A 25679-nucleotide genomic window follows, 5' to 3' on the forward strand; every position below is an offset into this window, starting at 1 on the left:
TGGAGTATTGTTTTTTCATTTTTTCAGCAGTTTAATGTAAAGCGGGATTGCAATAATATAATTCAACTGGTGGTGTATTATTAAAAACAGGTAGGTATAAGTTTTTGCAATTATTTTAATTCTTAATTTTAGAAATAAAACTTTTAGGTTGATGTACAAGTATTTGGCAAAGCTATGATAGAAAAATAATCTGGCTCCTAATTTTTGTTCTCAAGATGGTTTTCACTGAGAGTTATTTTGATGAATTTTTTACAGGAATAGATGGCTATAGAAAGATCTAATGCATGGCTGAACAGCTTTCGTTCTTTACTCAACCATTTTGACACAACAGTATCAAATTGGAAATCTTTCAATTATATCGCCTTTATAGCAGTAGCTCTGAATAAATTTTATTAATCAAAAATTACAACAAGATGAAAAAAAATTATTTTATCCTTTTATTTCTGTTCTTCTTACAGATAGTTTTTGCTCAGCAATATAAAATGCCTATAGCTTATGTAAGTTCGTTACAACCACCACAGCCCGGGCAGGAGGCAGGAATGTGTAATGATAATAATGTGAATACACTTTATCATTCGCGGTATAATTTGAGTACTGCACTTCCGGATCATTTAAATTTCAAATTTTCCAGTCGGGTAAAAAGTGTAAAAAAGTTGGTGTACAAGCCTAGAACAACAGGTCCTAATGGAATATGGACAAGTGTGAAGGTTTCCTATTCTACGCAATCCGATCCTTCTGTTTTTATAGCAGCAACCGGAGTTATTTCCTGGGCATCTGATAATACGGCAAAAACAATAGATTTGCCAACAGCAATTGTTCATCCTGATGTTATTAGGATTGATGTTCTAAGTGCTCAAAATAATTTTTCAAGTTGTGCAGAGATGGAGTTTTATTCTGAAGAACAGATGGACCCTATACAAACAGAATGTACACTTCCCACCAATGAGTTTTCAGGGTATGCGGATATTCCTGTGTTGCCTCAGGTGGCAGGATCTTCGGCTTCAAGTTTCCAATCGGGAGAAAATATAGAGAAATCCTTTGATGGTAATGTAAGTACGCTTTATCATTGCAGCTGGAATGCTACAGCAGCCACTTTTCCTATTTCTCTGATTTATAAGTTTGATGGGCAGACATCTATGAATTATTTAAGGTACACCCCAAGACAAGATGGCGGGCCTAATGGTCTTTTCGGAAATATAAAAATAAGTTATAATACCATTTCTAACCCTGCTTATGTTGATATTGCTACTCAAAATTTTGGACAAACGAGTACTATTAAAACGGTAGTTTTTCCTTCTGCCATTACTCCTTTAAATATAAAGATTGAGGTTCTTGATGGTAAAAACAATTTTGCCAGTTGTGCTGAAATGGAATTTTTTCAGAACAGCCCTAATAGTTTTAATCTTTCAGCTTATTCAAATATTTTTAATGATACTCTTTTCAGTACTTTAAAACCAACAATAACCCAGCAGGATATTGATGCAATTTCCTCACCTTTCATTAAAGGGTTAGCTCAGTGTTTATTTAATAATACCTATAATAGAAAATACAGAGTTCAGACTTTTACGGCATATAAAACAATTGAATCCATAAACAACCAGTATAAGGTAGGGAATTATAATGGCTATGAAAATCCGACAGGGTTAGCATTTCAGGCTAATACTACTGCTATTGTTTTTGCCAAAGATATTACGGAGGCAAACAAAGTTTATTTAAAAATAAGAGATTTCGCTACTGAAGGAGCTTCTCCTGAAAAATCTTATGAATTGAAAAATGGACTGAATATTCTTAATATTACAAATGCCGGACTGGGATACATTTCATATTACACTGATGATGTAAATGCATTACCTGTATCGGCAAATATTACAGCAGGGATTGTAAATGGTATATATAAAAAGGGTACAACGTCTGCAGAATGGATTGAAATGCTGACTAATGATGTCTATCCAAAAATTGATATAGAAGGTTATTACACGAAACTGATGATGGATAAGTCTGTGATAAGCAATTTCCATTTCACCACCGCTCAGCCTTTAATTGATAAATACGATGCAATTGTTAAATCTGAAAGAGAAATGATGGGCTTTTTTAAGTTTAATAAAAATCTTAAAAACAGACAGCTTGTTTATACAGAATCTTCTGGAGGCTGGTATGCAGGAGGCCTGGGTGCTCATTTAGATCTCACTTGGGGGCTTTCAAATTCTGCTTCAGCAACTGGTCTGGACTTTTGGGGAGTCGCTCATGAATTAGGGCATGTCAATCAGATTAGACCTGGGCTAAGATGGATCGGAACGACAGAAATTACAAATAATATGTACTCGCTTTGGGCATATTACAATTTGTATTCACCAACAGGAGCTAACAGATTTACAAGACTGGAAGGTGAAATTGCTGATAAAACGGCTTTCCCTAAAGTGGCAGGAAACAGATTTGGAGAAATTATTATTCAAACCCAAATTAACGGGAAGAGTATTATGGATCAGTTCAGAACAGATTATGTGAATCCTGCAGATGCAAATTTCAGAAGCCTTATTCCGTTTTGGCAATTAGAATTGTATTATCAATTGGCGGGTGCTTCAAAAAGTGCATCTACGCTTGTATTTGATTCGGATATGTCAGATGAAGATACGCCTCCGGTTATACCTGCTGTTCCGGGAATAGATTATGCACATTGGTTTGCTACAGTAGCTGAAAAAGTAAGAAACACAAACGAAACCCAGCTTACCAATGGACAAATGGTCATGAATTTTGTGAAAAATACCTGTGACGCTGTGCAGGAAGACCTTACAGATTTCTTTACCAATACAGGTTTTTTAAAACCTATTAATGCTACAATTTCAGATTACTCAAACGGTCAGCTTACGATTACACAAAGTATGATTGATGATGTGAAAGCCTATGTTTTAATGAAGGGGTATGCAAAACCAGTATCTCCTGTGATTAATTATCTTTCGGCAAATAGCGTGAATGCCTATAAAAATCTTCTTCCTGTCTCAGGAATTACAGGAATTGGGGCCCAGATTGTGAACAATGCGCAAGGTCAGTTTTTATTGGTAAATAATTCTAAGTGGAATAATGCTGTTGCATTTGAAACTTATGATGCAGGTGACCAGCTCATCAGTGTTTCTATCGTAGGAACTGGAGATACTACATTGGCCAATACATATGTTGATTTCCCTTCCAATGCTTTGAAAGTATATGCAGTAGGATATAACGGGCAAAAAATTCTCGTTTATCCGGCAAATACTTTAGATGTTAAGGATAGTAAGACAAATAATAATGACTTTATTATTTATCCGAATCCCTTAAAGAATGGACAAAAACTGGTTATCCATATTAAAAATTCAAGAGAAAATCTGAACGCTGAATTATCTGATATGACAGGGACGTTATTGATTTCAGTAAAAGGCTCTCTAAGTGACATCAATAAGGAAATTAACGATAAAATAAAAGATCTGAAAACGGGAATTTATATTATTTCAATAAATAACGGGACCAATAAATATCAGTCTAAAATTATTAAAGAATAATATTAGTAATTAATTCGCCGGAATTTGAGATTACCCAATTGCCCCGCATGAAACGCTATTGTGTAATTGGGATTTAATAAATGATATAAACAGCAGAAAAATTTGAATTTCTGCTGTTTTTTTATTCATTTTAAGTAAACAGCTTTATAGAAAATCCATGGTAAAATCATCTATCATCTGAAGGGAGTAATTTAAAAAAATGATTACTTAAAAAATTAAGCATCATAATGTGTTCTATGCTTAACTTTGCCTTTTAAAATATCTGTATGCTGAAAGAAAGAGCTAATCATCAACTGGCTTATTGTAGAGGAAAATCATAATATAACAAAGTCAAAATGATTAAAAAATGACAGGAGGATTCAGAAAAAAGATCCGTCAGAAAAATGCGGAGAACAGTGGTTTCGGAACCAATGCCTCAGGAAGGTTCATCAATAAAGATGGTCTCCCGAATGTTCAGCGAAGAGGCGTTAATGTTTTTAACAGGTTAAGCTGGTATCACACTATGCTGAATTTGTCCTCATTTCGTTTTATTTCTTATCTGGTTATCGCTTATATTCTCATTAATCTACTGTTTGCAATGATCTATTATCTGATTGGGGTAGAGCATCTCACAGGAATAGATAAAAGTGATCCACTCAATGAATTTATTGATGTCTTTTTCTTTAGTTCCCAGACATTCACCACAGTTGGATATGGGAGGATAGCTCCGGTAGGATTTTTGGCAAGTCTTGTAGCAACTTTTGAAGCTTTTCTGGGATTGCTTACCTTTGCCATTGCAACAGGGCTTTTTTACGGAAGATTTTCAAGACCACGGGCATATCTTAGATTTTCTGATATAGCAGTTATTGCTCCTTTTCAGGAATCTTCAGCATTGATGTTCAGGCTTGCTCCCTATAAAAATAATGCATTGACGGATGCCGACGTAATTGTATCGGTAGCTATTGAAGTTGTGGAAAATGGGGTTGCCAAAAGTAATTTTTACCGACTTACCACGCAGATGAGTAAGATCAATACGTTGGCTCTCAACTGGACTGTAGTGCATAAAATTGATGAAAACTCTCCGTTTTACGGTTTTTCTGAAGAGGATTTTAAAAATACAGATCTTGAGCTCATCGTACAGGTACGCGCATTTGATGAAGTATTTTCAAATACGGTGGTTCAAAGATCTTCGTACACTACTGGAGAAATTGTATATGGAGCCAAATTTGTTCCGATGTATTATCCAAATAAAGAAAATCTCTCAACGGTACTGGATCTGGATAAAATTAACGAGTATAAAAAAGAAGAACTTCCGGAGTCCGTGAGAAACAAAGAATAAATGGATTTAGATTTTTATAAAAAACAGGCGATACAAAAGCAGAAAGAACACAAGAAATTTCTGGACGGATTAAAGAAAAAACCGCCCAAGAATCTCGATTATATAGTGCAGGAGACACATGATGAAGTTTTTGAAGAAATAGATTGTCTGCAGTGTGCCAATTGTTGCAAAACAACGGGACCTCTCTATACCGAAAAAGATATTGAGAGAATTTCCAAACATCTCCGAATGAAGTCTGCAGACTTTGAAGCAAAATTTTTGAGAGTAGATGAAGATAATGATAAGGTATTGCAGAATCTTCCCTGTTTTTTTCTGAACGACGATAATACATGCTCTATCTACGACGTAAGACCAAAAGCCTGCCGTGAATATCCTCATACAGACCGTAAAAAGATTTATCAGATCAATAATTTGATGCTGAAAAATACAGTTATCTGCCCCGCAGCATTTGAATTTGTAGAAAAAATGATGAAGAATATAGGAAAATAGCTTTGTAAGCAGGAAGAGGGGAGATGGGGATTGGGAGCTCTCATCTTTGATCAGAAAAACTGCGACTTCTAATCTAATAAACTTCCTGCTTCCAACATCCCTCTTCCAGCCAAATCACTCTAACTCATTTTTGCAAATTCCTCTTAAATAATTATAAAGTACGTTAAATAAGTCTTTTACACATAATTTTATAAATGATGTCTCGTTTAAGTTAAACAATCATTTAAATATTACATTATGAAAAAGTTATTTTTAACGGCAGCGTTTACATTAGTCGGAGTAATCGCAGTATCAGCACAATCAACACCACAAAAGCCGGCCGATACTTCTACTAATAACACTACGACAACTCAGACTCAACAACCGAATACACAGACTACAAGTCCTTCGGATCCAAAGAATCAACAGGAAAAATCACCTGCAACTACAATGGAAACTGCACCTGCAACGGACCCATCAGTAAGTACAACGCCTACTGATGCTACTAAGCCTGCAGATGCTCCTAAAGAAGAGAAGAAAGACAAAAAGAAGAAAAAGTAAAGCACTTTAGCAAACACTAGTCGGAATCCTGAAATCTTGTATTTCAGGATTTTTTTTGTTCAATTTCTTCCACTTTGAACAATAAAATCTTGGTGACCAGATCCAACGGCAGATTTTCAGTGATGGGAAATTGAACAGCTCCTTTTGAAAATTTATACTTTCTTTCCTCAAAATCTTTTTTAAAATTATGAATACCCTCAGCTCCGGGATAGAATCCGATATGCTTTTTATATCCCGCAAAATAAATCAACGGTTTTCCTTTGTACCGGAAGGCCGGCATCTGATACCCGATATATTCTTCCAAATCCGGAACCTGTAAATGAATTACTTTTCTAAGTTCGAGTAATTTTTTCTGTACATCTATCGGAAACAGAAGTATATATTCATCAATATTTTTAAAGGTGTTTTGCATCATATAAAAATAAAAAAAGCGCTGCATATAGCAGCGCTTTCTCCTTTCACTTTTTACTTTTTTCCCATTATCCCGGGAACAGGCTATATCAAAAAAGGTCGGGAGTTTTTCCCAACCTTTGTTTTTTGTTACACAACTCCTTGAGCCAACATTGCTTCTGCTACTTTTACGAAGCCGGCAATATTTGCACCTTTTACGTAGTTTACATAACCATCTTCGTCTTTTCCGTAATCTCTACAAGCTTTATGGATACCGATCATGATTTCCTTTAATCTTGCATCAACTTCTTCAGAAGTCCAGTTAAGACGGATAGAGTTCTGAGTCATTTCTAATCCTGATGTAGCAACACCTCCAGCGTTGGAAGCCTTACCAGGAGAGAATAATACTTTATTATCTAAGAAATAGTTGATAGCATCTAGTGTAGAAGGCATGTTAGCCGCTTCAGTTACACAGATACATCCGTTTTCAACTAATTTTCTTGCATCGTCTAAATCTAATTCGTTTTGAGTTGCGGAAGGGAAAGCTACGTCACACTTCACATCCCAAGGACGTTTTCCAGCGTGGAACTCAGCTGATGGATATTTTTTAGCATAGTCTTCCGCTCTGTTATTACCAGAAGATCTAAGTTCTAATAAATAATCGATCTTTTCTCCGCTGATACCATCTTTATCGTAGATATATCCGTCAGGACCAGAGATTGTTACAACTTTAGCACCTAGTTCAGTTGCTTTTTTAATAACTCCCCACGCTACGTTTCCGAAACCTGATACTGTTACAATTTTATCTTTGAAATCCTGTCCGATCGTTTTAAGCATCTGCTCTGCGAAGTATACTACACCATATCCTGTAGCTTCAGGACGGATTAATGAGCCTCCGTAAGCAAGACCTTTTCCTGTAAGAACTCCGGTAAACTCGTTTCTGATTTTCTTGTACTGTCCGAATAAATATCCGATTTCTCTTGCTCCAACACCGATATCTCCTGCAGGTACGTCTGTTTCAGGACCGATGTGTTTGCATAATTCTGTCATGAAAGCCTGACAGAAACGCATTACTTCCATATCAGATTTTCCTTGTGGATCGAAATCTGAACCTCCTTTACCACCTCCCATTGGAAGAGTTGTCAAAGAGTTTTTGAATACTTGTTCGAACGCCAGGAATTTAAGAACTGATAAGTTTACAGTAGGGTGGAAACGGATTCCTCCTTTGTATGGTCCAATAGCAGAGTTCATTTGAATTCTGAAACCTCTGTTAACCTGAATTTCTCCTTTGTCATCAACCCATGGAACTCTGAAAATAATAATTCTTTCAGCTTCAGCCATTCTTTCAAGCAGCTTCATTCCGGTATATTCTTTTTTAGTAGCAATGAATGGAATTACGGTTACGGCAACTTCTTTTACAGCCTGTAAAAATTCCGGTTCGTTAGGATTTTTTGCTTCAATTTTTGCAATAAACTCTTGGATTTTCTGGTCAATATTATATTGTTCCATATATTAAGGTTGAATATTATTGTCAACAAATTTAATTTTTTTTTCAAGATTCACAACACTATATTTTAACATTGTTAAAAATTAAATAATAATGTTCCGTAATATTATTAAATTGATAATTTGTGTTTAAATTTTATTAAAAATGAAATGTTATATATGAAATAATGCAATATTAAGAAATCATTAAATCTTAAATTGCGATGAATTGCCTCCCGGAAAATGATTTTACTTTCCCTAAAAGTTCCAATTCTAAAATTATTGGTAAGATTTTATGAGTAGGAAGATCAATTCTCATGGAGAGATCGTCTAAACAGATTTGAGGATAAGATTGAATAGATTGATATATTAAATTCTGATTGTCAGATAATTGTGGTTTGGTCTCGCTATAAGGAAATAACTCTTCCATTTTTTCTTTAGGATCATTTAATCCAAGGAGTTCTATAAGATCTTTTATGGTAGAAATTGCCGTTGCTTTATTATGGAAAATCAGCTGATTACATCCCTGGCTAGAACTGTCTGTAATTTTTCCAGGCAGTGCAAAAACATCACGGTTATAATCATTGGCAAAGGCTGCTGTGCTCACAGAGCCTCCTCCGAAACCGGTTTCCACTACAATCGTTGCAGGGGATATTCCTGCCACAATTCTGTTTCTCTGGATAAAATTTTCCCGGTCAGGTTTTCTGGAAGAGCTGAACTCCGTTATTAATGCTCCTCCTTCCTGTAAAATTTTTTCAGAAAGTTTTCTGTTTTTTGCCGGATATAGATATTGAAAACCATGTGCAAGAACAGCTACAGTGGGCTTTTGATGACAAATAGACTGTTCATGAACTTCTTTATCGACGCCTAAAGCGAGACCGCTTATGGATGTATATTTTGAGGATCGTGTTGCTTCAAAAAAGTTTTCAATAAACTGTTTTCCATAAGCGGTCATATTTCGGGTTCCTACAATACTTATTTTTGGCTGTGCATCCTCAATATTCCCTTTTTGATAAAGAATAGCGGGAGTATCATTACATTCATTAAGTAGAGACGGGATTTCTTTGAGGTGTTTTAACCTGATTTGAATATTATTTTTTTCGCAAAAATTTAATTCTTCTTCTGCGAATTCCAAATGAGACTTATTTCCAATATCTGAAACTGTTCTTTGCCCTATTCCTTCCAGCTTTTTATATTCTTTTCTGGCTCTATTCCAGGCTTCCTGAGCGCTTCCGAAAGTACAGACAAGTTTATGAAAATGGATATCGCCAATCTGGCTGCATTCGCGGAGGGCAATGGCATAAAAGTATTCTTCTGAGGTCATGTGTGTTTTTTTTCAAATGTAATGAAATAAGTTTTATCTTTTTCTCAATTCATCCAAATGGTCCCAGATATCATCTTTTTTCTTGTATGGAAGTTCCATAAAGTCTTCAGGATGATTTTCCTTGTATTCCTGCCACAATTTATCATCTTTTTCGCTGTAATAATTTGGAAACTCCCAGATAAATTTTTTCTTCTTTTCGCCAACATTTTTAAAAGCAAATGCAATAATACTGCCTACTACAGCTCCTGAAAGATGGGCCTGCCAAGAAATTTTGCTCGGCTCCTGCATGTTGTAAAACAGTTCTTCAGGAAGCATCCCCCATATCAAACTGCCATAATAAAGCACAACAAGCATTGAAATTGTGAGAAGCTTCGTATTCCATTTAAATACCCCGCTGAAGAATAGGAAAAAAGCGAGTACATAAACCACGCCACTTGCTCCGATGGTACAGGTGTACATATATTCACCGGTAAGAATATCAATAGGAGGAAGAAGCCATACCAAAAGTCCCGTTGCCAGCCAGCCGATGATAAAAACTTTGTTGGCAACCAATGGATAAAACTGATACAGCAAAAACATAAGTGCTGCTATGGGAATGGAATTTCCTATAATATGATCGATATTTCCATGTAAAAGGGGAGAGGTAACTACACCAAGCAATCCCTCAGGCAAGAGAGGAATAATGGCTCCAAAACAGCTTTGAAAAAAGCCCTGCATTTGTAAAAAATACCCGAACCACATCGTTGAAAGCATCAGCAATGGGTATATAACCGCTCTTTTGGAAATTATATTTTTGAACATGTGGGTTTTACGTCAAATCAAAAGCCAATGATAAATTTCGGAAAATTTGTCGATGAATAAGTTTCTACCGTCCTGATTTTAAGACAAAAGGTGTTAAATTTAACTTTTGAACTCATTATTTGGCATTGATTTTATAGAAATATCTTGTTATGAGGTAATTCAACTTTATAGAAATTGGTTCTTTTAAAGCTGATTTTAGCTTTTAAAAAAATTATATTAATATTTTTGCATTGAAAATTATTTAGAGTAATGAAGAAGTTTTTATTGATTCTTTCCTGTTTTATAGGAATATATGCAAGTGCACAAGAAGAATTGAAAAAAGATTCCGCAGTGGTAGATACCATAAAATACTGGTCGGTTTTAGGAAAAAACACATTAATGATTAATCAGGCTGCCTTTTCAAACTGGGTAGGCGGTGGTGCCAATAACGTTGGATGGCTTGCCGGATTGAATTATAATCTGACGTATGAAAAAGATAAAGACCTTTGGGAAAATATCATTATTCTTGGATATGGGCAGAATGATACAAAAGGCCAGGGTATCAGAAAAACACAGGACGTTATCAATGTTTCTACCAATTATGGACGAAAATTCTCAAAAAGCTGGTATTTCTCTATGGGAGCAGGATTTCAATCACAGTTTGCTGCAGGATATGAAGACGGAAATAACCCTGATGCGAAAAAGATATCCAATTTTATGGCGCCGGGCTACCTGAACGTCGGGATGGGTATCACATACAGACCCAATGATGATCTCACTGTAACGTTACGTCCTACCAACGCCAGATGGACATTTGTACTGGATAAAGACCTTCAGACAGCAGGCAGCTATGGTTTAAAAAATGATGGAGATACTTCGTTATTACAATTCGGTTTTCTGGGAACAGCAATATATAAATTGAAAATAATGGAAGATATTTATTTAACCAATACGGCTTCTGTCTTCTCGAATTACCTTGATCACCCGGACAGATTAGTTCTTGCCTATGGAGCTTTGCTGAACCTGAAAGTGAATAAATACATATCCTCCAATGTGACCGTAGACTTGCTATACGATCATAATCAGATAGAGAAAACACAGCTGAAACAAACTCTTGGAATCGGATTTGCCTATACGCTCGCAAATGGTGTAAAACGTTCTGATCGCAAAGACAGCCAGTGGTGGATCAAAAAATAGTTTGGAAAATTTATATTATAGTTAAAAAACACTTCAGAAATGAGGTGTTTTTTCTTTATAAAATTCTGTAATTTTAAGTTGACTTAAGTTTGATTAGGAATTGTTTTGTTTACAAGTCGTTTAATTTCAGTTGTTTATGCGTGTATTTTTAGTTATGTTAAATTCATTTTAAAGTGAATTTTATGATGGCATAAATTATTATTTATACATTTGTAATAAATCAACATTATGAAAAAACTTTTATTGATCAGTTCTATCTCTTTGGGAGCTGTAGCATTCGCTCAGGAGGCTAAGACAGAAGCTCCGGCATCAGACACCATTAAAGCATGGTCTATTCAGGGGCAAAATACATTAATGCTTAACCAGGCTGCCTTTTCAAACTGGGTAGGAGGTGGAGCTAACAACGTTGGCTGGCTTGCTGGTGTTAATTACAACCTGACGTATGAAAAAGGGAAAGATCTTTGGGAAAATATTATTATCCTGGGTTATGGGCAAAATAACACGCAGGGAACGGGAGTAAGAAAGACTCAGGATGTCATTAATCTTTCTACAAACTATGGGAGAGAATTTGCCAAACATTGGTATTTGTCTGCAGGAGCAGGGCTTCAGACTCAGTTTGCTCCGGGTTATGAAGATGGAAATAATCCTGATGCAAAAAAGATTTCCAATTTTATGGCTCCCGGATATCTGAGTGTAGGAGCAGGGGTTACATACCGTCCCAATGATAATCTTACAGTTACTTTACGGCCTGCAAATGCCAGATGGACTTTCGTTTTAGACGAAGATCTTCAGAAGGCAGGAACTTACGGTCTTAAAAACGATGGAGATTCTTCTCTTTTCCAATTCGGTTTTCTGGGGACAGCAATGTACAAGCTGAAAATTATGGAGAACATAACCTTACTGAATACGGCTTCTGTATTCTCAAACTACCTTGATCATCCGGACAGGCTTGTCCTTGGATATAGTGGAGTTTTAAGCATGAAAATCAATAAATATATTTCTACCAACGTTACTTTGGATCTTTTGTATGATCATAATCAGATATGGAAGACTCAGTTGAAGCAGACTTTAGGCGTAGGATTGGCTTATAATTTTGATAATGGTAAGAAACGTTCAGAAAATAAAGATAACCAAAGCTGGTTGAAAAAATAAGTAGAAACATACTATATGATACAATAAAAAAGCACTTCATTTTGAAGTGCTTTTGTTTATCAATATATAAGTCTTAGAATTCTATATCAACTCCTAATTTCTCAGCTAAAAGCTTTGAAATTTTCTCTTTTAGAGGCTCTATATCAATGTTCTGCATGGCATCATTCGCAAAAGCATATAAAAGTAATGCCTGTGCTTCTTTTTTAGAGATTCCTCTCGCTCTCAGATAGAATAAAGCATCTTCATTCAATTGGCCTACTGTACATCCGTGAGAACATTTTACATCATCAGCAAAGATTTCTAACTGAGGTTTTGTATCAATACTTGCTCCTTCACTTAGCAATACGTTGTTGTTTTGCTGGTAAGCGTTTGTTTTCTGTGCAATTTTGTCAACAAAAACCTTTCCGTTGAAAACTCCGTGGGCATTCCCATCAAAGATTCCTTTGTAGTTCTGGTAACTTTCACAGTTCGGGAAGTTGTGGTGAACTGCAGTATGGTGATCTACCAACTGATCTTTCCCAATAATGGTGATTCCGTTCATGAATGAATTTATATTAGATCCATTATGAATAAAATCAAGGTTGTTTCTTACCAGTTTACCTCCGAAAGAGAATGTGTTTACCGTTGTTAAACTGTCTTTTTCCTGTCTTGCGAAAGTATTGTCGATAAGGTAGGTTGTGTTGTTATCGTTCTGAAGTTTATGCCAGTCAGCCTTTGCATTCGGATACGTAAAGATTTCCGTTACAGAGTTTGTCAATACATAAGTGCTGTCAAAATTGTGATGGCTTTCAATGACCTCTACTTTAGCTCCTTCTTCTACGATCAAAAGGTTTCTTGTATTGTAGAACGTATTTTCCTCCTGATTCTGAGAGATATAAAAAATGTGGATTGGTTTTTCAATCACTACATTTTTAGGGACTTTAAGGAAGAAACCATATTTGCAGTAAGCAAGGTTCAGGTTCGTAAAAGCCTGTTCTTTAGAAGCAATCGTATTGAAATACTTTTCAAAAACCTCTTTATGCTTCTCATCGTTCAATGCATAATTGAATGAAAGGAACTCTACATTCTCAATAGAAACTTTGGATAGCTCTTTGTGAAGTTTACCGTTTACAAAAACAATCCAATCAAAATTTTCTTCTCCAAGGTGCAGTTCATCAAACTGCTCTTTAGTGATATTGTGGTTCTCTTTCGGGAAGAAGTTGTAGCTTTTTTCCGTGATTTCCTTTAGATTGGTATATTTATATTCTTCGTCTTTTTTTGTTGGAAAACCAAGGTTTGTAAATCTTTGAAGAGCTGCTTTTCTGCTGTCATCCAGAAACCTGTGACGAAGACTCTCCAAAAATTCATTATGGTTCTCTATAATTTGTTCTTTTAATGCCATTACTGGTATATCTGTGGTTTGCACCATTTTTTCTTTTTTTATTAACTAAAATATTGTTATTCCGAGGAATAGGAAAACCAATTTTTAATAGTAGAGATTCTTTTTTGCCACATTTTATGGATGATTACGAAAAAAGCTTAATCTCTGAAATAATATATATTCTTCTTAGTTAAGAAGCCAGTCGTAACCTTTTTCTTCAAGTTCTAATGCTAAAGATTTGTCACCTGTTTTGATGATTTTTCCATCTGCTAAAACGTGAACAAAATCAGGCTGAATATAGTTAAGCAATCTCTGATAGTGCGTAATCAGAAGAACTGCATTTCCTTCATTTTTAAAATGATTTACTCCATCTGCTACGATTCTTAAAGCGTCAATATCCAATCCTGAATCAGTTTCATCAAGAATAGCCAATTTCGGATTAAGCATCATCATCTGGAAGATCTCATTTCTTTTCTTTTCACCTCCGGAGAATCCCTCGTTCAATGATCTTGAAAGGAAATCTTTTTTAATTCCCAGTTTTTCAGACTTCTCACGAATTAATGCAAGCATTTCTTTTGCCGGCATTTCTTCCAGTCCGTTTGCTTTTCTCGTCTCGTTCAAAGCAGCTTTGATAAAGTTCGTTACAGAAACTCCCGGAATTTCCACTGGATACTGGAAAGAAAGGAAAATCCCTTTGTGAGCTCTATCTTCAGGAGCTTCTTCACTGATGTCCTGTCCTTCGAAAAGAATCTCTCCACCAGTTACTTCGTAATCTTCTTTTCCTGCGATTACAGAAGATAGGGTAGATTTACCAGCTCCGTTTGGTCCCATGATCGCGTGAACTTCGCCCGGCTTTATTTCAAGATTAATACCTTTTAATATTTCTGCGCCATCTTCAATTTTGGCGTGAAGGTTTTTAATTTCTAACATTTTATTTGCTTAAACAAATTATTTTTGAATTCTATATACTAAACTTTCAGGCTGACCAGGGACATCATTCAGCGTCCCGATTTGGATCATACCTGCCTTTTCCAAAACTTTAACAGAAGCTATATTGCTGGGACGGACAATTGCGAATATTTCTTCTTTATTGTCTTGATTTAATCCAACATCTATAACCTTCTTTGTGAATTCTGTGGCGTATCCCTTCCCCCATGCCTGGGAAGCAAAACGATAACCTAAATTCAATTTTTCTTCTTCTCCGTAGAGTTTATAGCTCAGCCCTCCAAAACCTACTATATTTTCTGGATCATCTTTTTCAACAATCACCCAGCCTCCAAAACTATATTTTTCCCAATGATCAAGCATTCTGGCAAATGTGCTTTCTGCTTTTTCAAAATTCATTGGTCCGCCTGGATTGTGAATATTGGTTTGAGGATCATGATTAATTTCAAAGAATCTTCCAAAGTCTTCTTTTGTAGGTTTTCTTAAAATTAATCTTTCTGTAGCTATCATATTTTTTCTATCCTACTGAACCTTCTAATGAAATTTCCAGTAATTTTTGTGCTTCAATGGCAAATTCCATCGGAAGCTTGTTCAAAACTTCTTTACTGAAACCATTCACAATCAGAGCGATTGCTCTTTCTGTATCAATACCTCTCTGGTTACAGTAGAAAATCTGATCTTCCCCGATTTTTGAAGTGGTTGCCTCGTGCTCTAACTGTGCCGTAGGATCTTTAATTTCAATATAAGGGAAAGTATGTGCTCCACATTCATTACCCATCAACAGAGAGTCACACTGCGAGAAGTTTCTTGCTCCTTTTGCAGAAGGCATTACTTTTACCAGTCCTCTGTATGAGTTTTGAGATTTTCCGGCAGAAATACCTTTTGAAATAATCGTTGATTTGGTATTCTTTCCGATGTGGATCATCTTTGTACCTGTATCTGCATACTGGTGGTTGTTGGTAACCGCAATAGAGTAGAACTCTCCGATAGAATTGTCTCCTTTAAGGATACAAGACGGATATTTCCACGTTACTGCTGAACCTGTTTCAACCTGTGTCCAGGAGATTTTTGCATTTCTTTCGCAAAGTCCTCTCTTCGTTACAAAGTTGAATACACCTCCTTTACCTTCTTCATTACCAGGATACCAGTTCTGTACCGTTGAATATTTAATTTCAGCATTGTCTAAAGCGATAAGCTCTACAACCGCTGCGTGAAGCTGGTTTTCATCTCTTGACGGTGCTGTACATCCTTCAAGATAAGAGACATAACTTCCTTCATCAGCTACAAGAAGCGTTCTTTCAAACTGTCCTGTTCCTGCCTGGTTGATACGGAAATAAGTAGAAAGTTCCATCGGGCATTTTACTCCTTTAGGAATATAACAGAAACTTCCGTCAGAAAATACTGCGGAATTCAATGCTGCATAAAAGTTATCTCCTCTCGGAACTACTTTTCCAAGATATTTTCTTACCAAATCAGGGTGGTTTTTAATAGCCTCAGAGATCGAGCAGAAAATAATTCCTTTTTCTGCCAGTGTATCCTGGAAAGTGGTTTTCACAGAAACTGAGTCCATTACGATATCTACAGCAACTCCTGAAAGTCTTTTTTGCTCTTCGATATTAATCCCTAGCTTTTCGAATGTTTTCAATAGTTCAGGATCTACTTCGTCAAGGCTTGCCAGTTCAGGCTTTACTTTTGGAGCAGCATAGTAACGGATTGCCTGAAAATCTGGTTTTTCATATTTGATATTAGCCCACTCAGGCTCTACCATTTTCTGCCAGATTTTGAAAGATTCCAATCGCCATTCAGTCATCCATTCCGGCTCTTCTTTTTTAGCAGAGATCGCACGGATGATGTCCTCGTTTAAACCAGTCGGGAAGTCTTCATAATCAATCTTCGTCTCCCAACCGAATTCATATTTTTTATTTTCTAGATCGACTCTTAGATCGTCTTCTGTATATTTACTCATTACTTTTTTTTAGATTTCAGATTTTAGATTTCAAAATCCAGAGTAGCTCTGAGGTCTGAAATCTAGGATCTAATGTCTTTTCTCTAAAGACTAAATGATTCCCCGCATCCACATGTTCTGGATGCATTCGGGTTGTTAAAAACAAACCCTTTTCCGTTCAATCCTCCTGAATACTCAAGAGTTGTTCCTGCTAAATAAAGGATGGATTTTTTATCTATAATAATTTTAATGTTATTATCTTCAAAAATCTGATCTGTGTCTGTTTTTTCGTTGTCAAACTTTAAAACATACTCTAAACCAGAGCATCCGCCGCTTTTTACCCCTACTCTTATATAATCTTCAGCAGGGTTAAAACCATCTTCCGTCATTAACTGGATGGCTTTCTCCTTTGCATGGTCTGATACTTTTATCATTGTATTTATTTAGAATGATTTAATGATGCAAAAATACGAACTAATTTCCGCAATCTCAAATCGAAGATATCTATTTTAATGATTCTGATATTAATAGCTATTTCTGCGAGGATAAATTATGTTAAAAAAAGATAAACTAAGCCGTTTACTGTTAAGGTTTTATTTATAATTTTAACCTTGAATCATATTTTGAATCTATAAAGAAGATATATAATGAAGCAATAAAGGAGAAAACTTGTCAAAAAATAGATACAATAAGTCTTTCTTTTGATAATGCTCAATAAATAAAAATATAAATGAAAAAAATAGGTATTATCGCATTGGCGTTCTTTATACAGAATGTTTCTGCACAAACCAACAGATTCGTATATCAGGTGACGATGAAGCCTGATGCGGAAAATAAAACAGATATCAAGACTGAAAATGCTTATCTGGATATTTCTCCGGAAAAATCAGTGTTTTATTCTGAAAACAGAATCAAAAGAGATTCTATTATGCAAAAAGCATTTCAGAGCGGAGGCGGAAGAGCAAGCATCAACAGAGATCAGATGGAAGGATTGAGAACAAATATCAGCTATTCCATTGAAAAAGATAAAACAAATCAAAAGACTTATTTCAAAGACAGAATTGGGCGTGATATTTATTCATATGAAGAAGACAGACCACTGAACTGGAAAATAGAGTCAGAAACGAGAAAAATAGGCGAGTATAAAGTTCAGAAAGCTGAAACTGATTTTGGTGGAAGAAAATGGACGGCGTGGTTTACAACTGACCTGCCTTATCAGGACGGACCTTATAAGTTCGGTGGACTTCCGGGACTGATTGTAAAAGTGGAAGATGATAAAGGAGATTATTCTTTTGATCTCATGAAAAACTATAAAATTGCTGAGTTTCCGGCTTTGAACCAGTTTGGAAATACTTTGAAAGTAAAAAGAACAGATTATATCAAGCAGCAGCAAAAATTTAAAGCTGATCCAATGTCGTTTATGAGCCAAAGTGGAGGTGGACAAGGTGGATTTTCTAATACAATAAGAATAGGCGGAGGCGGAAGAGGTCCCGGCGGCGGAAATCAAAATCCTGCCGATATGAGAAAAAGAATGGAAGAAAGGGTGAAAGAAGAGGCTAAGAAAAATTCAAATCCGATCGAATTGCAATAAATAAAAAAGCGGTCTTAAGTCAAGACCGCTTTTTTATATCATTATAATTTTTGATAAAAACTATTTTAATAGCTGGTTGAAAGTATCACCCTGTCTGATATCTCCGGTGTTGTAACCTTTCATAAACCATTCTTTACGCTGTGCAGAAGAGCCGTGAGTAAAACTTTCCTGATTCACATATCCCTGTGCTCTTTTCTGAATATTATCATCGCCAACCGCTTCGGCAGCATCTATGGCAGACTCAATATCTCCTGGTTCCAGAATATGTTTGCTGTCATTGGTTCTTTTTGCCCATACTCCGGCATAGAAATCAGCCTGTAATTCTGTAGCTACGGATACTCTGTTCATCTGCTCTTCGGAATATCTTCCGCTTCTTCTTAACGCATCTACTTTCTGTGTAGTTCCCAAAAGGGTCTGAACATGGTGTCCTACTTCATGTGCAAGAACATAAGCTACTGTAAATTCTGTTACTTTAGCGCCGAATTTTTGCTGAAGTTCACCAAAAAAACTCATATCCATATAGACTTTCTGATCTGCCGGACAATAGAATGGTCCCATAGCAGATTGAGCAGTACCACATGCTGAAGATGTTGTATTTTCGAAAAGAACTACCTGAGGAGCACTGTAAGTCATTCCATTTTCCTTAAAAATCTGATCCCAGGTAAGAATATTCCATTTGGCCATCATATCAACCATTTCTCCAACTTGTTTTTCATCGGCTGTAAGCTCTCTCTGTTCCCCGGAATTTCCTGAAGACTGCATGCCGCCAGAATTCAAAATGCCGGATGGGTCACCTCCCAAAAAGAATACGATGGCTGCTATAATTAAAGTTCCGAGTCCGCCTCCTACAATCATACCGCCACTTCCGCCTCCTGAACCACGGCGGTCATCAACGTTTCCGCCTCTGTCGTCTGTCCATTTCATACTAATAAATTTATGGGTTAATTTAAATATTTTACGCCAGATTATGAGCGAAAATATTTAGATATTTATCTGTTGAGTTGTTTTGTTTTGAGCCAGTAAGAAGTAGACTGATAAGCTGATACAGCATCATCCACCAGTTTCTGATCTGGATTTTTTAATAATTTCTCGTTGTAATACAGTTTAAATTCCGGTTTCAAATCGCTTTTTTCCAGTTCCAAAGAATATTGTTTTACCTTTTTTACCGGCGAAATAATGGTCAAACGTTCACCTTTGATAAATCCAAGATCCTGATAGGTTGCCACATAAGCTTTAGGCTGGAATTCCGGTTTGAACACATCCTGACCCAGGAATTTAGACTGATAGCTGAAGTTTAATAATCCCAAAACGGTTGGCATTATATCGATCTGCGACATCAGCGCATCAAATTTCTGAGGCTGAATAAATCCTTCAGAAAATACCATCGCAGGAATTCTGTATTTATCCATCGGAAGTTCCGTTTTTCCCGCACTGGATGCACAGTGGTCTGCGATGATCACAAAAACTGTATTTTTATACCAATCCTGTTTCTTAGCCATATCAAAGAACAGCTTAAGAGAGTAATCCGTATATTTTACACCGCCTTCACGGGATTTTGCCGTTCCCGGAATATCAATTCTTCCGTCAGGATAAGTAAAAGGTCTGTGGTTGGAAACCGTCATCCAGTGATTGAAAAATGGTTTTCCTGATTTGGCTTCGGCATTCATCACCTGAATAGCTTTTCTTGCCATATCTTCATCAGCAACACCCCAAACATTGGCAAAAGTGATTTCTTCAGGTTTAAAGTTGTTTCTGTCTACAATTCCATAGCCGTTCCCTCCGAAGAAGTCCTGCATATTATCGAAATAGCTGTATCCGCCATATAAAAATTTAACATCATATCCTTTGGATTTAAAAACACTTCCGGTTGTGAATTTATTCTTATTGTCATCTCTCTTGATGATACTTTCTCCTGCTGTAGGAGGAATACATAATGTCAAAGCTTCCAGTCCGCGTACCGTTCTGTTTCCGGTTGCATACAGATTGGTAAACATGAGTGATTTATCAGCAAGACTGTCCAGGAAAGGAGTGATTTTTTGGGTATTGCCATAATGTTCCATGAAATCTGCAGAAAGACTTTCAATGGAGATCAATACTACATTTTTCTTCACTTCAGGCTGCTCCGCAACGACAGCTCTTGATAAAGTATGCTGTGGGTACTGGCTTAAAAAATTCTTCTCGGCCTGCTGCTGGTTAATCTGCGAGTAGAACTGGAAGTAATCAAGCTCATTATGAGTAAATGCCCAGTAGAACTTAGGAAGTCCGTTGGCTTCAATTTCGTCTGCGAAAACATTGTCAGATTTGATTTGCATCAAAGACGGTATGGCCAGTGCACTCAACGCGCAAAGTACCATAAAACTGCCCAGAAGAACCATTTTTTGTTTAAAGTCCGGAAGTTCCAGCAATTCATCTTTTGTTTTCTTATAAATGAACCACGTGATGGTAAGGGTAACAAGCATGATGGCAGAAAACAATGGAATTACAGGGTAACTTTCCATGATATTCCCAATCACCTCATTGGTATAAATAAGATAGTCTACAGCAATAAAATTATAACGAACTCCAAATTCATTATAGAAGAAGTATTCACTGACTCCGTTGAAAATGATCAGAAGAACGTATAATAATAATGTGATGAAATATAATGTGTTACGTATTTTTATCCTTTGAGTAGGAAGGAAAAGCATCAATCCAAAGAAAAGAGTTTTTATCCCTACGAAAACAAGGGCTATTTCCATGATGGAACCTCCATACTGCTTGAAAATATTGTTCGGCACAAGCCATATATAAAGGAAGAATAGAACCAGAGCACTCAGAATAATGTGTCCGTAAGGTTTTTTATATTTTGAATTGGAAAGAAAGAGGAAGTAAAGAGCGAGAATGGAACTGGCCAGTATGAAAACAAAAATGTCATTCACCAGACCTATCAGCAAAACTTTTACGACTTCGAAAAATCCAAAACTAGCAGTAGTAATAGGATGAAAAAAGAATACTGTTCTTATTATCAACGAAATAATAAGATAGAAAATTCCTAAATACAAGAAGGGTTTTATTTTTTTTAAAAACATGTATTGTCTGTCTTTATTAATTTTCACAAAGATAGTTTTTGTAGGGAACTTTTGACGGAAAAAAAGAAAAACATCCTTTTTATTAATAAGATTTATGAATTATTTATATACTAATAAAAAAGGGACTATTAAAAATAGTCCCTTTATATTGTTAAAGTGAATAAAAAGTTAAGAATGTCCAAAACCGATATTCCCCTTTTTATCAGATAATTTCTTTTTGAAGTCAATCATTCTTAGCGCTGTAACTGCTGCTTCCACCCCTTTGTTTCCAAGATCTCCACCGCTTCTTGCAATAGATTGTTCTTTGTTATCATCTGTTAATACACAGAAAATAGTAGGGGTGTCCGTCATGATGTTACAGTCTTTGATTCCCTGCGCTACTGCAGAGCATACATAGTCAAAATGTGGAGTTTCCCCACGGATCACACATCCGATAGAAATTACTGCATCATATTTTCTCTCTTTGCAAAGCTGCATACTAGCATAGCTTAATTCGAAAGCTCCTGGTACAGGGAAAAGTTTGATGTTTTCAGGTTTTACCCCTTCTTTTTCAAGGATTTCCAAAGCTGCATCACGAAGATTGTAAGTTACAAAATCATTCCACTCAGAAAAAACAATGCCGATAGAAAAATCTTCGGCATTAGTTATATGAAGTGGCTTGTAATCGGATAGATTAACTGTTGCCATTTTTTAATAATATTTAGTCATTTCGATATAAGAATCAGACATTCCGTTGTCGTAGTCCTGATATTTCTCGTCAATTGCAGAGAAGTATTTTTTAGCTTCTGCATTTTTCTTTAATCCTAAAGCAACAATACCTGCTTTTCTTGTAAAATAATACGTTGTATAAGGATCATCAGATGCTGTAGCAGCCTGATCTAATAAAGACAGAGCTTCATCATTTTTGTTAAGACCTGATTTTGCATCAGCCATTGCTCCATACTTCATTGCCATCAAGGTTTTGTTTTTGGAAGAGAATTTATCCAAAAGATCATATGCTTCCTGGAATTTTCCTTCTTTGAATTTTAATAAACCAGCATTGTAAGCAGAAAGTTTACCAATTTCAGTAGAAGAATATTCATTAGCTGTACCTATAAAACCTGGATTAGCTGCAGATTTTCCACCTAAGGCATCTTTATCTTTACCTTCCGTAAGATTTTTTTGAGCAGCAAGGAAACTTTTTACAGCCTCAGTGTTCTTTGGAGCAATTACAAATTGCTTATAAGCAAAGAATCCTAAAACTCCTAAAATCAAAGCTCCAAATACAAAACCAAGCGGCTTTGAATATTTTTCAACAAATCTTTCAGTGTTTAAAGCCTCTCTGTCAAGGTCTTTAAAGAACTCAACTGTTTCTTTACCTTCTTGCTCGTTCTGAGCACTCTTTCCCAATTTTGCCATAAGTTTTTAAAAATTGAAATGCAAATTTAATTGTTTCTGAGAGATTTACAAAATACTTTGTGAGTATTATTGACGAAATCTTGTGAATTGTTAATGGTGAATGATGAATTTATTAAAAAAAGATGCTTCGAGATGCTCAGCATGATACTTCTGATACTGCTTGTTCTAATCTCACAGTAAATGATTAGCGTTGTCATGCTGAACCTGTCGAAGCATATATGAAGCATATATATTAAATCTTAGTATCCTAAAATATGGTAGACCTCTGCACCGAATTTTTTCAGTTTTTCATCACCCTTCAAGCCTTGCAAACCGATAAGGAAACTAAACTGTGAAACAATTGCTCCTTGCTTTTCTACCAATTTTGCTGCTGCTTCAGTAGTTCCTCCCGTGGCTAACAGATCATCATGGATTAAAACTCTTTGTCCAGGTTTTATCTGGCCTTCACGGGTTTCAATAACGGCACTTCCATATTCCAGATCATACTTTTCTGAAATAATTGGCGGTGGAAGTTTTCCTGCTTTTCTGATTAGAATAAATGGTACTTCCAATGCTACAGCGATAGCGATTCCAAAAAGGTAACCGCGGCTTTCAATTCCGCAGACTGCATCTATTTTTCCTTTACTGAATGCAACAAGGTCTGCAATGACATCTTCGTAAAGTTTTGGGTCTAAAAAGATAGGTGAAATATCCTTAAACTGGATTCCCGGAATCGGAAAATCAGGGATATTTTCAATTGTTTCTTCTAATCTTTTGATCAGTTCTGCTGAAGCCATTTATTAATTGATTTTATAGCTGGAAATTTTCCAGTCTCCATTTACATTTTTAAGCCCGAAAGTTACTTTTAAAGAAGTTGTCTTCCCACTTTTATCCGTTACATCATAAGTAGCGTTTACGCTCGCACTATTAGCATTAGCTCCACTTGTCGTAATGTTTTTTACATTTACATTTTTTACAGATCCAAAGCCTGAAGTAGGATTTGAGAAAGATTCATAACTTCCCCAGCTTGGATTACTGGCTGTTTCGTATGCTGCTTTTAAGTTTTGAGAACTCACACTGTTCAGGAACTTACTTACTGTATTTTTAGGGTCTGCAGTAGGCTGCTTTGGTGCAGCTGGTGTTGCAGGAGTAGCTGTTGCAGGGTCCGTAGTTGCTGCAGGAGTTGCTGTTGGATTGTTTGGATCTATCACTGCGCTTGGTTGTTCTGTCACCGCTGTCGAATCAGTTTTTGGGATGGCAGGAACTTTTAGAGCTGCTGCATTGACATCAAGCCCGATTTTAGACATTTTGAAAGTCTTGGCAGTTGTTTTTACAGAAACCGTGATATCAATTTTATTATCTACTACTTTTGAAGCAGGGATAGAAGAGAACTTTAAATTGAATCCTTTAAAGTTATTATCCTGCATAAGGTTTTTAGCAGTAGCCAATCTTACACCGTTACTGAAGACTTCAAGAGTGGCTTCAAGGCCAGCTCCTGTGAAAGATACAGGGTTTCCGGCTGCATCTACAAGTCTTGGAACAATCTGGATTGCTGTAGGTGCTCCGGTTCCGTCATCTCCCATAGGTCTTGTCACAAGGCTTAGTGATCCGGCTTTCACATCGTTAGGATCGCTTTCTTTAGCTTTATCATCCCCGAAGATATTCATCTCTCCAAGTGATGGTGGGGCAGTACTTGCCCATTCTATTCCGTTTTTCTGAGCCACTTCGTCAGCCAAAGACATGATTTCAGGAACTTTCTTTCCGTTAATCAGTTTTCCAAGGGCTTTTAGCTCATTGATATCACCGTCTGCCTCTACTCCAAATGTTTTAAGGATATAAAGAGCTTCATTAAACTTAATCTGCTTAATGGTAGGTAAACTGGAAGTCATATCATTGATACTTGACTGCAGTGTTTTAGTATTCGTAGCATCTACATGATCTTTCTTACATGCTGTAAAAAGCAACAGACTGAAAACAAGTAGAAAAGAAAACTTTTTCATTTTTATTTGGTTTGTTGCAAATTTAATAAAACCTTTATTAATACTGGATTTTATTTTCACTTTATGTTTTATGGCTTGTTTTATTTCTTTTTCATAATAGCCATAATCCTATATTTTTACTTTTTTTGGGGTTGTTCTTTTAAGTCTCCTTTGAAAAAATTGCTGAAGATGGTCTGCATATTCGGGAATGAAGAATCCTGCCAGTAAGAAGTTTTGTAATTACTGTTTTCTTTATCAAATTTTACTTTTTCAATATCATTGTCGTTGTTAAAGCTAAGTTCTGTAGGATAGAAATTTGTGTAAACGGCAATCTGATTGTATTCGGGTTCGCTTTTGTGTTTAAGCTTAACAAAAACAAGTTCATTGTATTCAAGAAAATCTTTCAATGTCTTTTCTGATCCTTTTTCAAAGGACATATTCAAAATGGTTCTGATATCATAAAATCGATATCCGAAAAATGAAAATTCTTTTTCCTGAAGTGCTCCACCTGTCACCTCAATCTGATCTTTACGATCGCCTTTCAATTCTCTGATGATATTTCTTTTTGTTTTATATTCTTCCGGATTTCCTACATTTTTAAGTTTTGGAATCTGTAGAGAATTTCCATAATCCCATGATGAAGTTTCTTTCTTCTCGTTTTTAGGTTCTGTCAATCTGAAAACCCTGTATTGTTCCACGTTTGTACTTTTTAGCTTTTTTGTTTTGTTGTCAAAAATATAGGTTACAATTCCATCGGTATAACTATTCAGTTTATTATTTACGGTCACGTAAGCATTAAAATTTCCTTTGATAAAAATGTATTTGGCAGGTTTGTTATTTTTGATAACTACGGTTTCAATCTCTTTTACCTGATCATTGATTTTAATAATGGGCTGGTCAAAATCGGAATATGATAAGGTGGCAACAGGAAAATTATTATAGACAAGCTGAAACTTTTCCTGCGAGGGAGATAATGATTGTTTGTCAATCTTGCCTTCAATATCTGAGTATGCCAGAATAGTTCCATCTTTCCCAAACACTGAAACCCTGGGAAGGGGATCACTATTTTTTTCAGAAACGAAAGTGATGGTCTGTGCAGAAATAAAACTATATAAAAAAAGAAAGAATGTGTAAAGGAAAAGTTTGGTTTTCATAGTAAGTTTTTTTAATTGTTGATCCCATCAATGGCGACGAGTTACCTGATAT

23 protein-coding genes and 1 pseudogene are annotated in these 25679 nt (G+C 36.0%); 8 read left to right on the forward strand and 16 right to left on the reverse strand.

Features of this window, described 5'->3' with window-relative positions; genetic code table 11:
* Positions 1–264: 264 nt before the first annotated feature.
* From DEU39_RS14255 to DEU39_RS14275, 5 genes and pseudogenes are all read left to right on the forward strand, one after another.
* Positions 265–396 (forward strand): annotated as a pseudogene (locus DEU39_RS14255) (IS5 family transposase); the annotation flags it as partial.
* A gap of 17 nt (positions 397–413) precedes the next feature.
* Entirely contained in the window at positions 414–3533 is a 3120-nt protein-coding gene (locus tag DEU39_RS14260; protein WP_120232415.1) for a M60 family metallopeptidase, read from the forward strand.
* Positions 3534–3879: 346 nt separating this feature from the next.
* On the forward strand, positions 3880–4851 hold the full coding sequence (locus DEU39_RS14265; protein WP_062673079.1) for an ion channel: 972 nt from the start codon (positions 3880–3882) through the stop codon (positions 4849–4851).
* The gene (locus DEU39_RS14270) at positions 4852–5340 is read left to right on the forward strand and encodes a YkgJ family cysteine cluster protein (RefSeq protein WP_062673081.1); all 489 of its coding nucleotides are present in this window, start codon (positions 4852–4854) and stop codon (positions 5338–5340) included.
* Positions 5341–5577: 237 nt separating this feature from the next.
* A complete protein-coding gene (locus tag DEU39_RS14275; protein WP_062673083.1) occupies positions 5578–5880 on the forward strand; it encodes a hypothetical protein in 303 nt (100 codons plus the stop codon).
* Positions 5881–5923: 43 nt separating this feature from the next.
* Here the strand turns inward: DEU39_RS14275 and DEU39_RS14280 are convergent, their stop codons facing one another.
* The 4 genes from DEU39_RS14280 to DEU39_RS14295 form a co-directional block, all read right to left on the reverse strand.
* Positions 5924–6319, reverse strand: a complete 396-nt coding sequence (locus tag DEU39_RS14280; protein WP_228432354.1) for an iron chaperone — start codon at positions 6317–6319, stop codon at positions 5924–5926.
* 101 nt (positions 6320–6420) lie between these two features.
* Positions 6421–7779 (reverse strand): NADP-specific glutamate dehydrogenase, encoded by a 1359-nt coding sequence (gene gdhA, locus DEU39_RS14285; protein WP_062673086.1) that lies wholly within the window; start codon positions 7777–7779, stop codon positions 6421–6423.
* A gap of 190 nt (positions 7780–7969) precedes the next feature.
* Entirely contained in the window at positions 7970–9079 is a 1110-nt protein-coding gene (gene dprA / locus DEU39_RS14290; protein WP_120232417.1) for a DNA-processing protein DprA, read from the reverse strand.
* Between the two features lie 33 nt (positions 9080–9112).
* Positions 9113–9880, reverse strand: coding sequence for a rhomboid family intramembrane serine protease (locus DEU39_RS14295; protein WP_120232418.1), 768 nt, complete (start codon positions 9878–9880; stop codon positions 9113–9115).
* A gap of 249 nt (positions 9881–10129) precedes the next feature.
* On the opposite strand from DEU39_RS14295, the gene DEU39_RS14300 reads away from it, so the two are divergent.
* Together DEU39_RS14300 and DEU39_RS14305 are read left to right on the forward strand one after the other, a co-directional pair.
* Positions 10130–11056 carry a DUF3078 domain-containing protein gene (locus tag DEU39_RS14300; protein ID WP_062673093.1) on the forward strand — a complete coding sequence of 309 codons (927 nt, stop codon included), beginning with the start codon at positions 10130–10132 and terminating at the stop codon, positions 11054–11056.
* A gap of 228 nt (positions 11057–11284) precedes the next feature.
* On the forward strand, positions 11285–12208 hold the full coding sequence (locus tag DEU39_RS14305; RefSeq protein WP_062673095.1) for a DUF3078 domain-containing protein: 924 nt from the start codon (positions 11285–11287) through the stop codon (positions 12206–12208).
* 73 nt (positions 12209–12281) lie between these two features.
* Here the strand turns inward: DEU39_RS14305 and sufD are convergent, their stop codons facing one another.
* From sufD to DEU39_RS14330, 5 genes are all read right to left on the reverse strand, one after another.
* A complete protein-coding gene (gene sufD, locus DEU39_RS14310) occupies positions 12282–13589 on the reverse strand; it encodes a Fe-S cluster assembly protein SufD (RefSeq protein WP_120232644.1) in 1308 nt (435 codons plus the stop codon).
* Positions 13590–13754: 165 nt separating this feature from the next.
* Positions 13755–14498, reverse strand: a complete 744-nt coding sequence (gene sufC / locus DEU39_RS14315) for a Fe-S cluster assembly ATPase SufC (RefSeq protein ID WP_120232419.1) — start codon at positions 14496–14498, stop codon at positions 13755–13757.
* An 18-nt stretch (positions 14499–14516) separates the two neighbouring features.
* Entirely contained in the window at positions 14517–15023 is a 507-nt protein-coding gene (locus DEU39_RS14320) for a GNAT family N-acetyltransferase (RefSeq protein WP_120232420.1), read from the reverse strand.
* Positions 15024–15030: 7 nt separating this feature from the next.
* On the reverse strand, positions 15031–16479 hold the full coding sequence (gene sufB / locus DEU39_RS14325; RefSeq protein WP_120232421.1) for a Fe-S cluster assembly protein SufB: 1449 nt from the start codon (positions 16477–16479) through the stop codon (positions 15031–15033).
* 83 nt (positions 16480–16562) lie between these two features.
* Entirely contained in the window at positions 16563–16892 is a 330-nt protein-coding gene (locus DEU39_RS14330; protein ID WP_062673099.1) for a HesB/IscA family protein, read from the reverse strand.
* Between the two features lie 296 nt (positions 16893–17188).
* On the opposite strand from DEU39_RS14330, the gene DEU39_RS14335 reads away from it, so the two are divergent.
* The gene (locus DEU39_RS14335) at positions 17189–18049 is read left to right on the forward strand and encodes a GLPGLI family protein (protein WP_120232422.1); all 861 of its coding nucleotides are present in this window, start codon (positions 17189–17191) and stop codon (positions 18047–18049) included.
* Between the two features lie 60 nt (positions 18050–18109).
* Here DEU39_RS14335 and DEU39_RS14340 read toward each other — a convergent pair whose 3' ends face one another.
* The 7 genes from DEU39_RS14340 to DEU39_RS14370 all read right to left on the reverse strand — a co-directional run bounded on the left by DEU39_RS14340 (position 18110) and on the right by DEU39_RS14370 (position 25627).
* Positions 18110–18973: a neutral zinc metallopeptidase gene (locus DEU39_RS14340; protein WP_062673104.1), complete on the reverse strand. Its 864-nt coding sequence runs from the start codon at positions 18971–18973 to the stop codon at positions 18110–18112.
* A 65-nt stretch (positions 18974–19038) separates the two neighbouring features.
* On the reverse strand, positions 19039–21117 hold the full coding sequence (locus DEU39_RS14345; protein WP_120232423.1) for an alkaline phosphatase family protein: 2079 nt from the start codon (positions 21115–21117) through the stop codon (positions 19039–19041).
* 168 nt (positions 21118–21285) lie between these two features.
* Positions 21286–21804: a 6,7-dimethyl-8-ribityllumazine synthase gene (gene ribH, locus DEU39_RS14350; RefSeq protein ID WP_034691815.1), complete on the reverse strand. Its 519-nt coding sequence runs from the start codon at positions 21802–21804 to the stop codon at positions 21286–21288.
* Between the two features lie 3 nt (positions 21805–21807).
* A complete protein-coding gene (locus tag DEU39_RS14355) occupies positions 21808–22515 on the reverse strand; it encodes a hypothetical protein (RefSeq protein WP_062673110.1) in 708 nt (235 codons plus the stop codon).
* A 239-nt stretch (positions 22516–22754) separates the two neighbouring features.
* A complete protein-coding gene (locus DEU39_RS14360) occupies positions 22755–23291 on the reverse strand; it encodes an adenine phosphoribosyltransferase (protein ID WP_120232424.1) in 537 nt (178 codons plus the stop codon).
* Between the two features lie 3 nt (positions 23292–23294).
* Entirely contained in the window at positions 23295–24494 is a 1200-nt protein-coding gene (locus tag DEU39_RS14365) for a hypothetical protein (protein ID WP_120232425.1), read from the reverse strand.
* A 116-nt stretch (positions 24495–24610) separates the two neighbouring features.
* A complete protein-coding gene (locus DEU39_RS14370) occupies positions 24611–25627 on the reverse strand; it encodes a hypothetical protein (RefSeq protein WP_120232426.1) in 1017 nt (338 codons plus the stop codon).
* Positions 25628–25679 lie beyond the last annotated feature (52 nt).

Source organism: Chryseobacterium sp. AG363, from assembly GCF_003610675.1.
Lineage (GTDB): Bacteria > Bacteroidota > Bacteroidia > Flavobacteriales > Weeksellaceae > Chryseobacterium > Chryseobacterium cucumeris.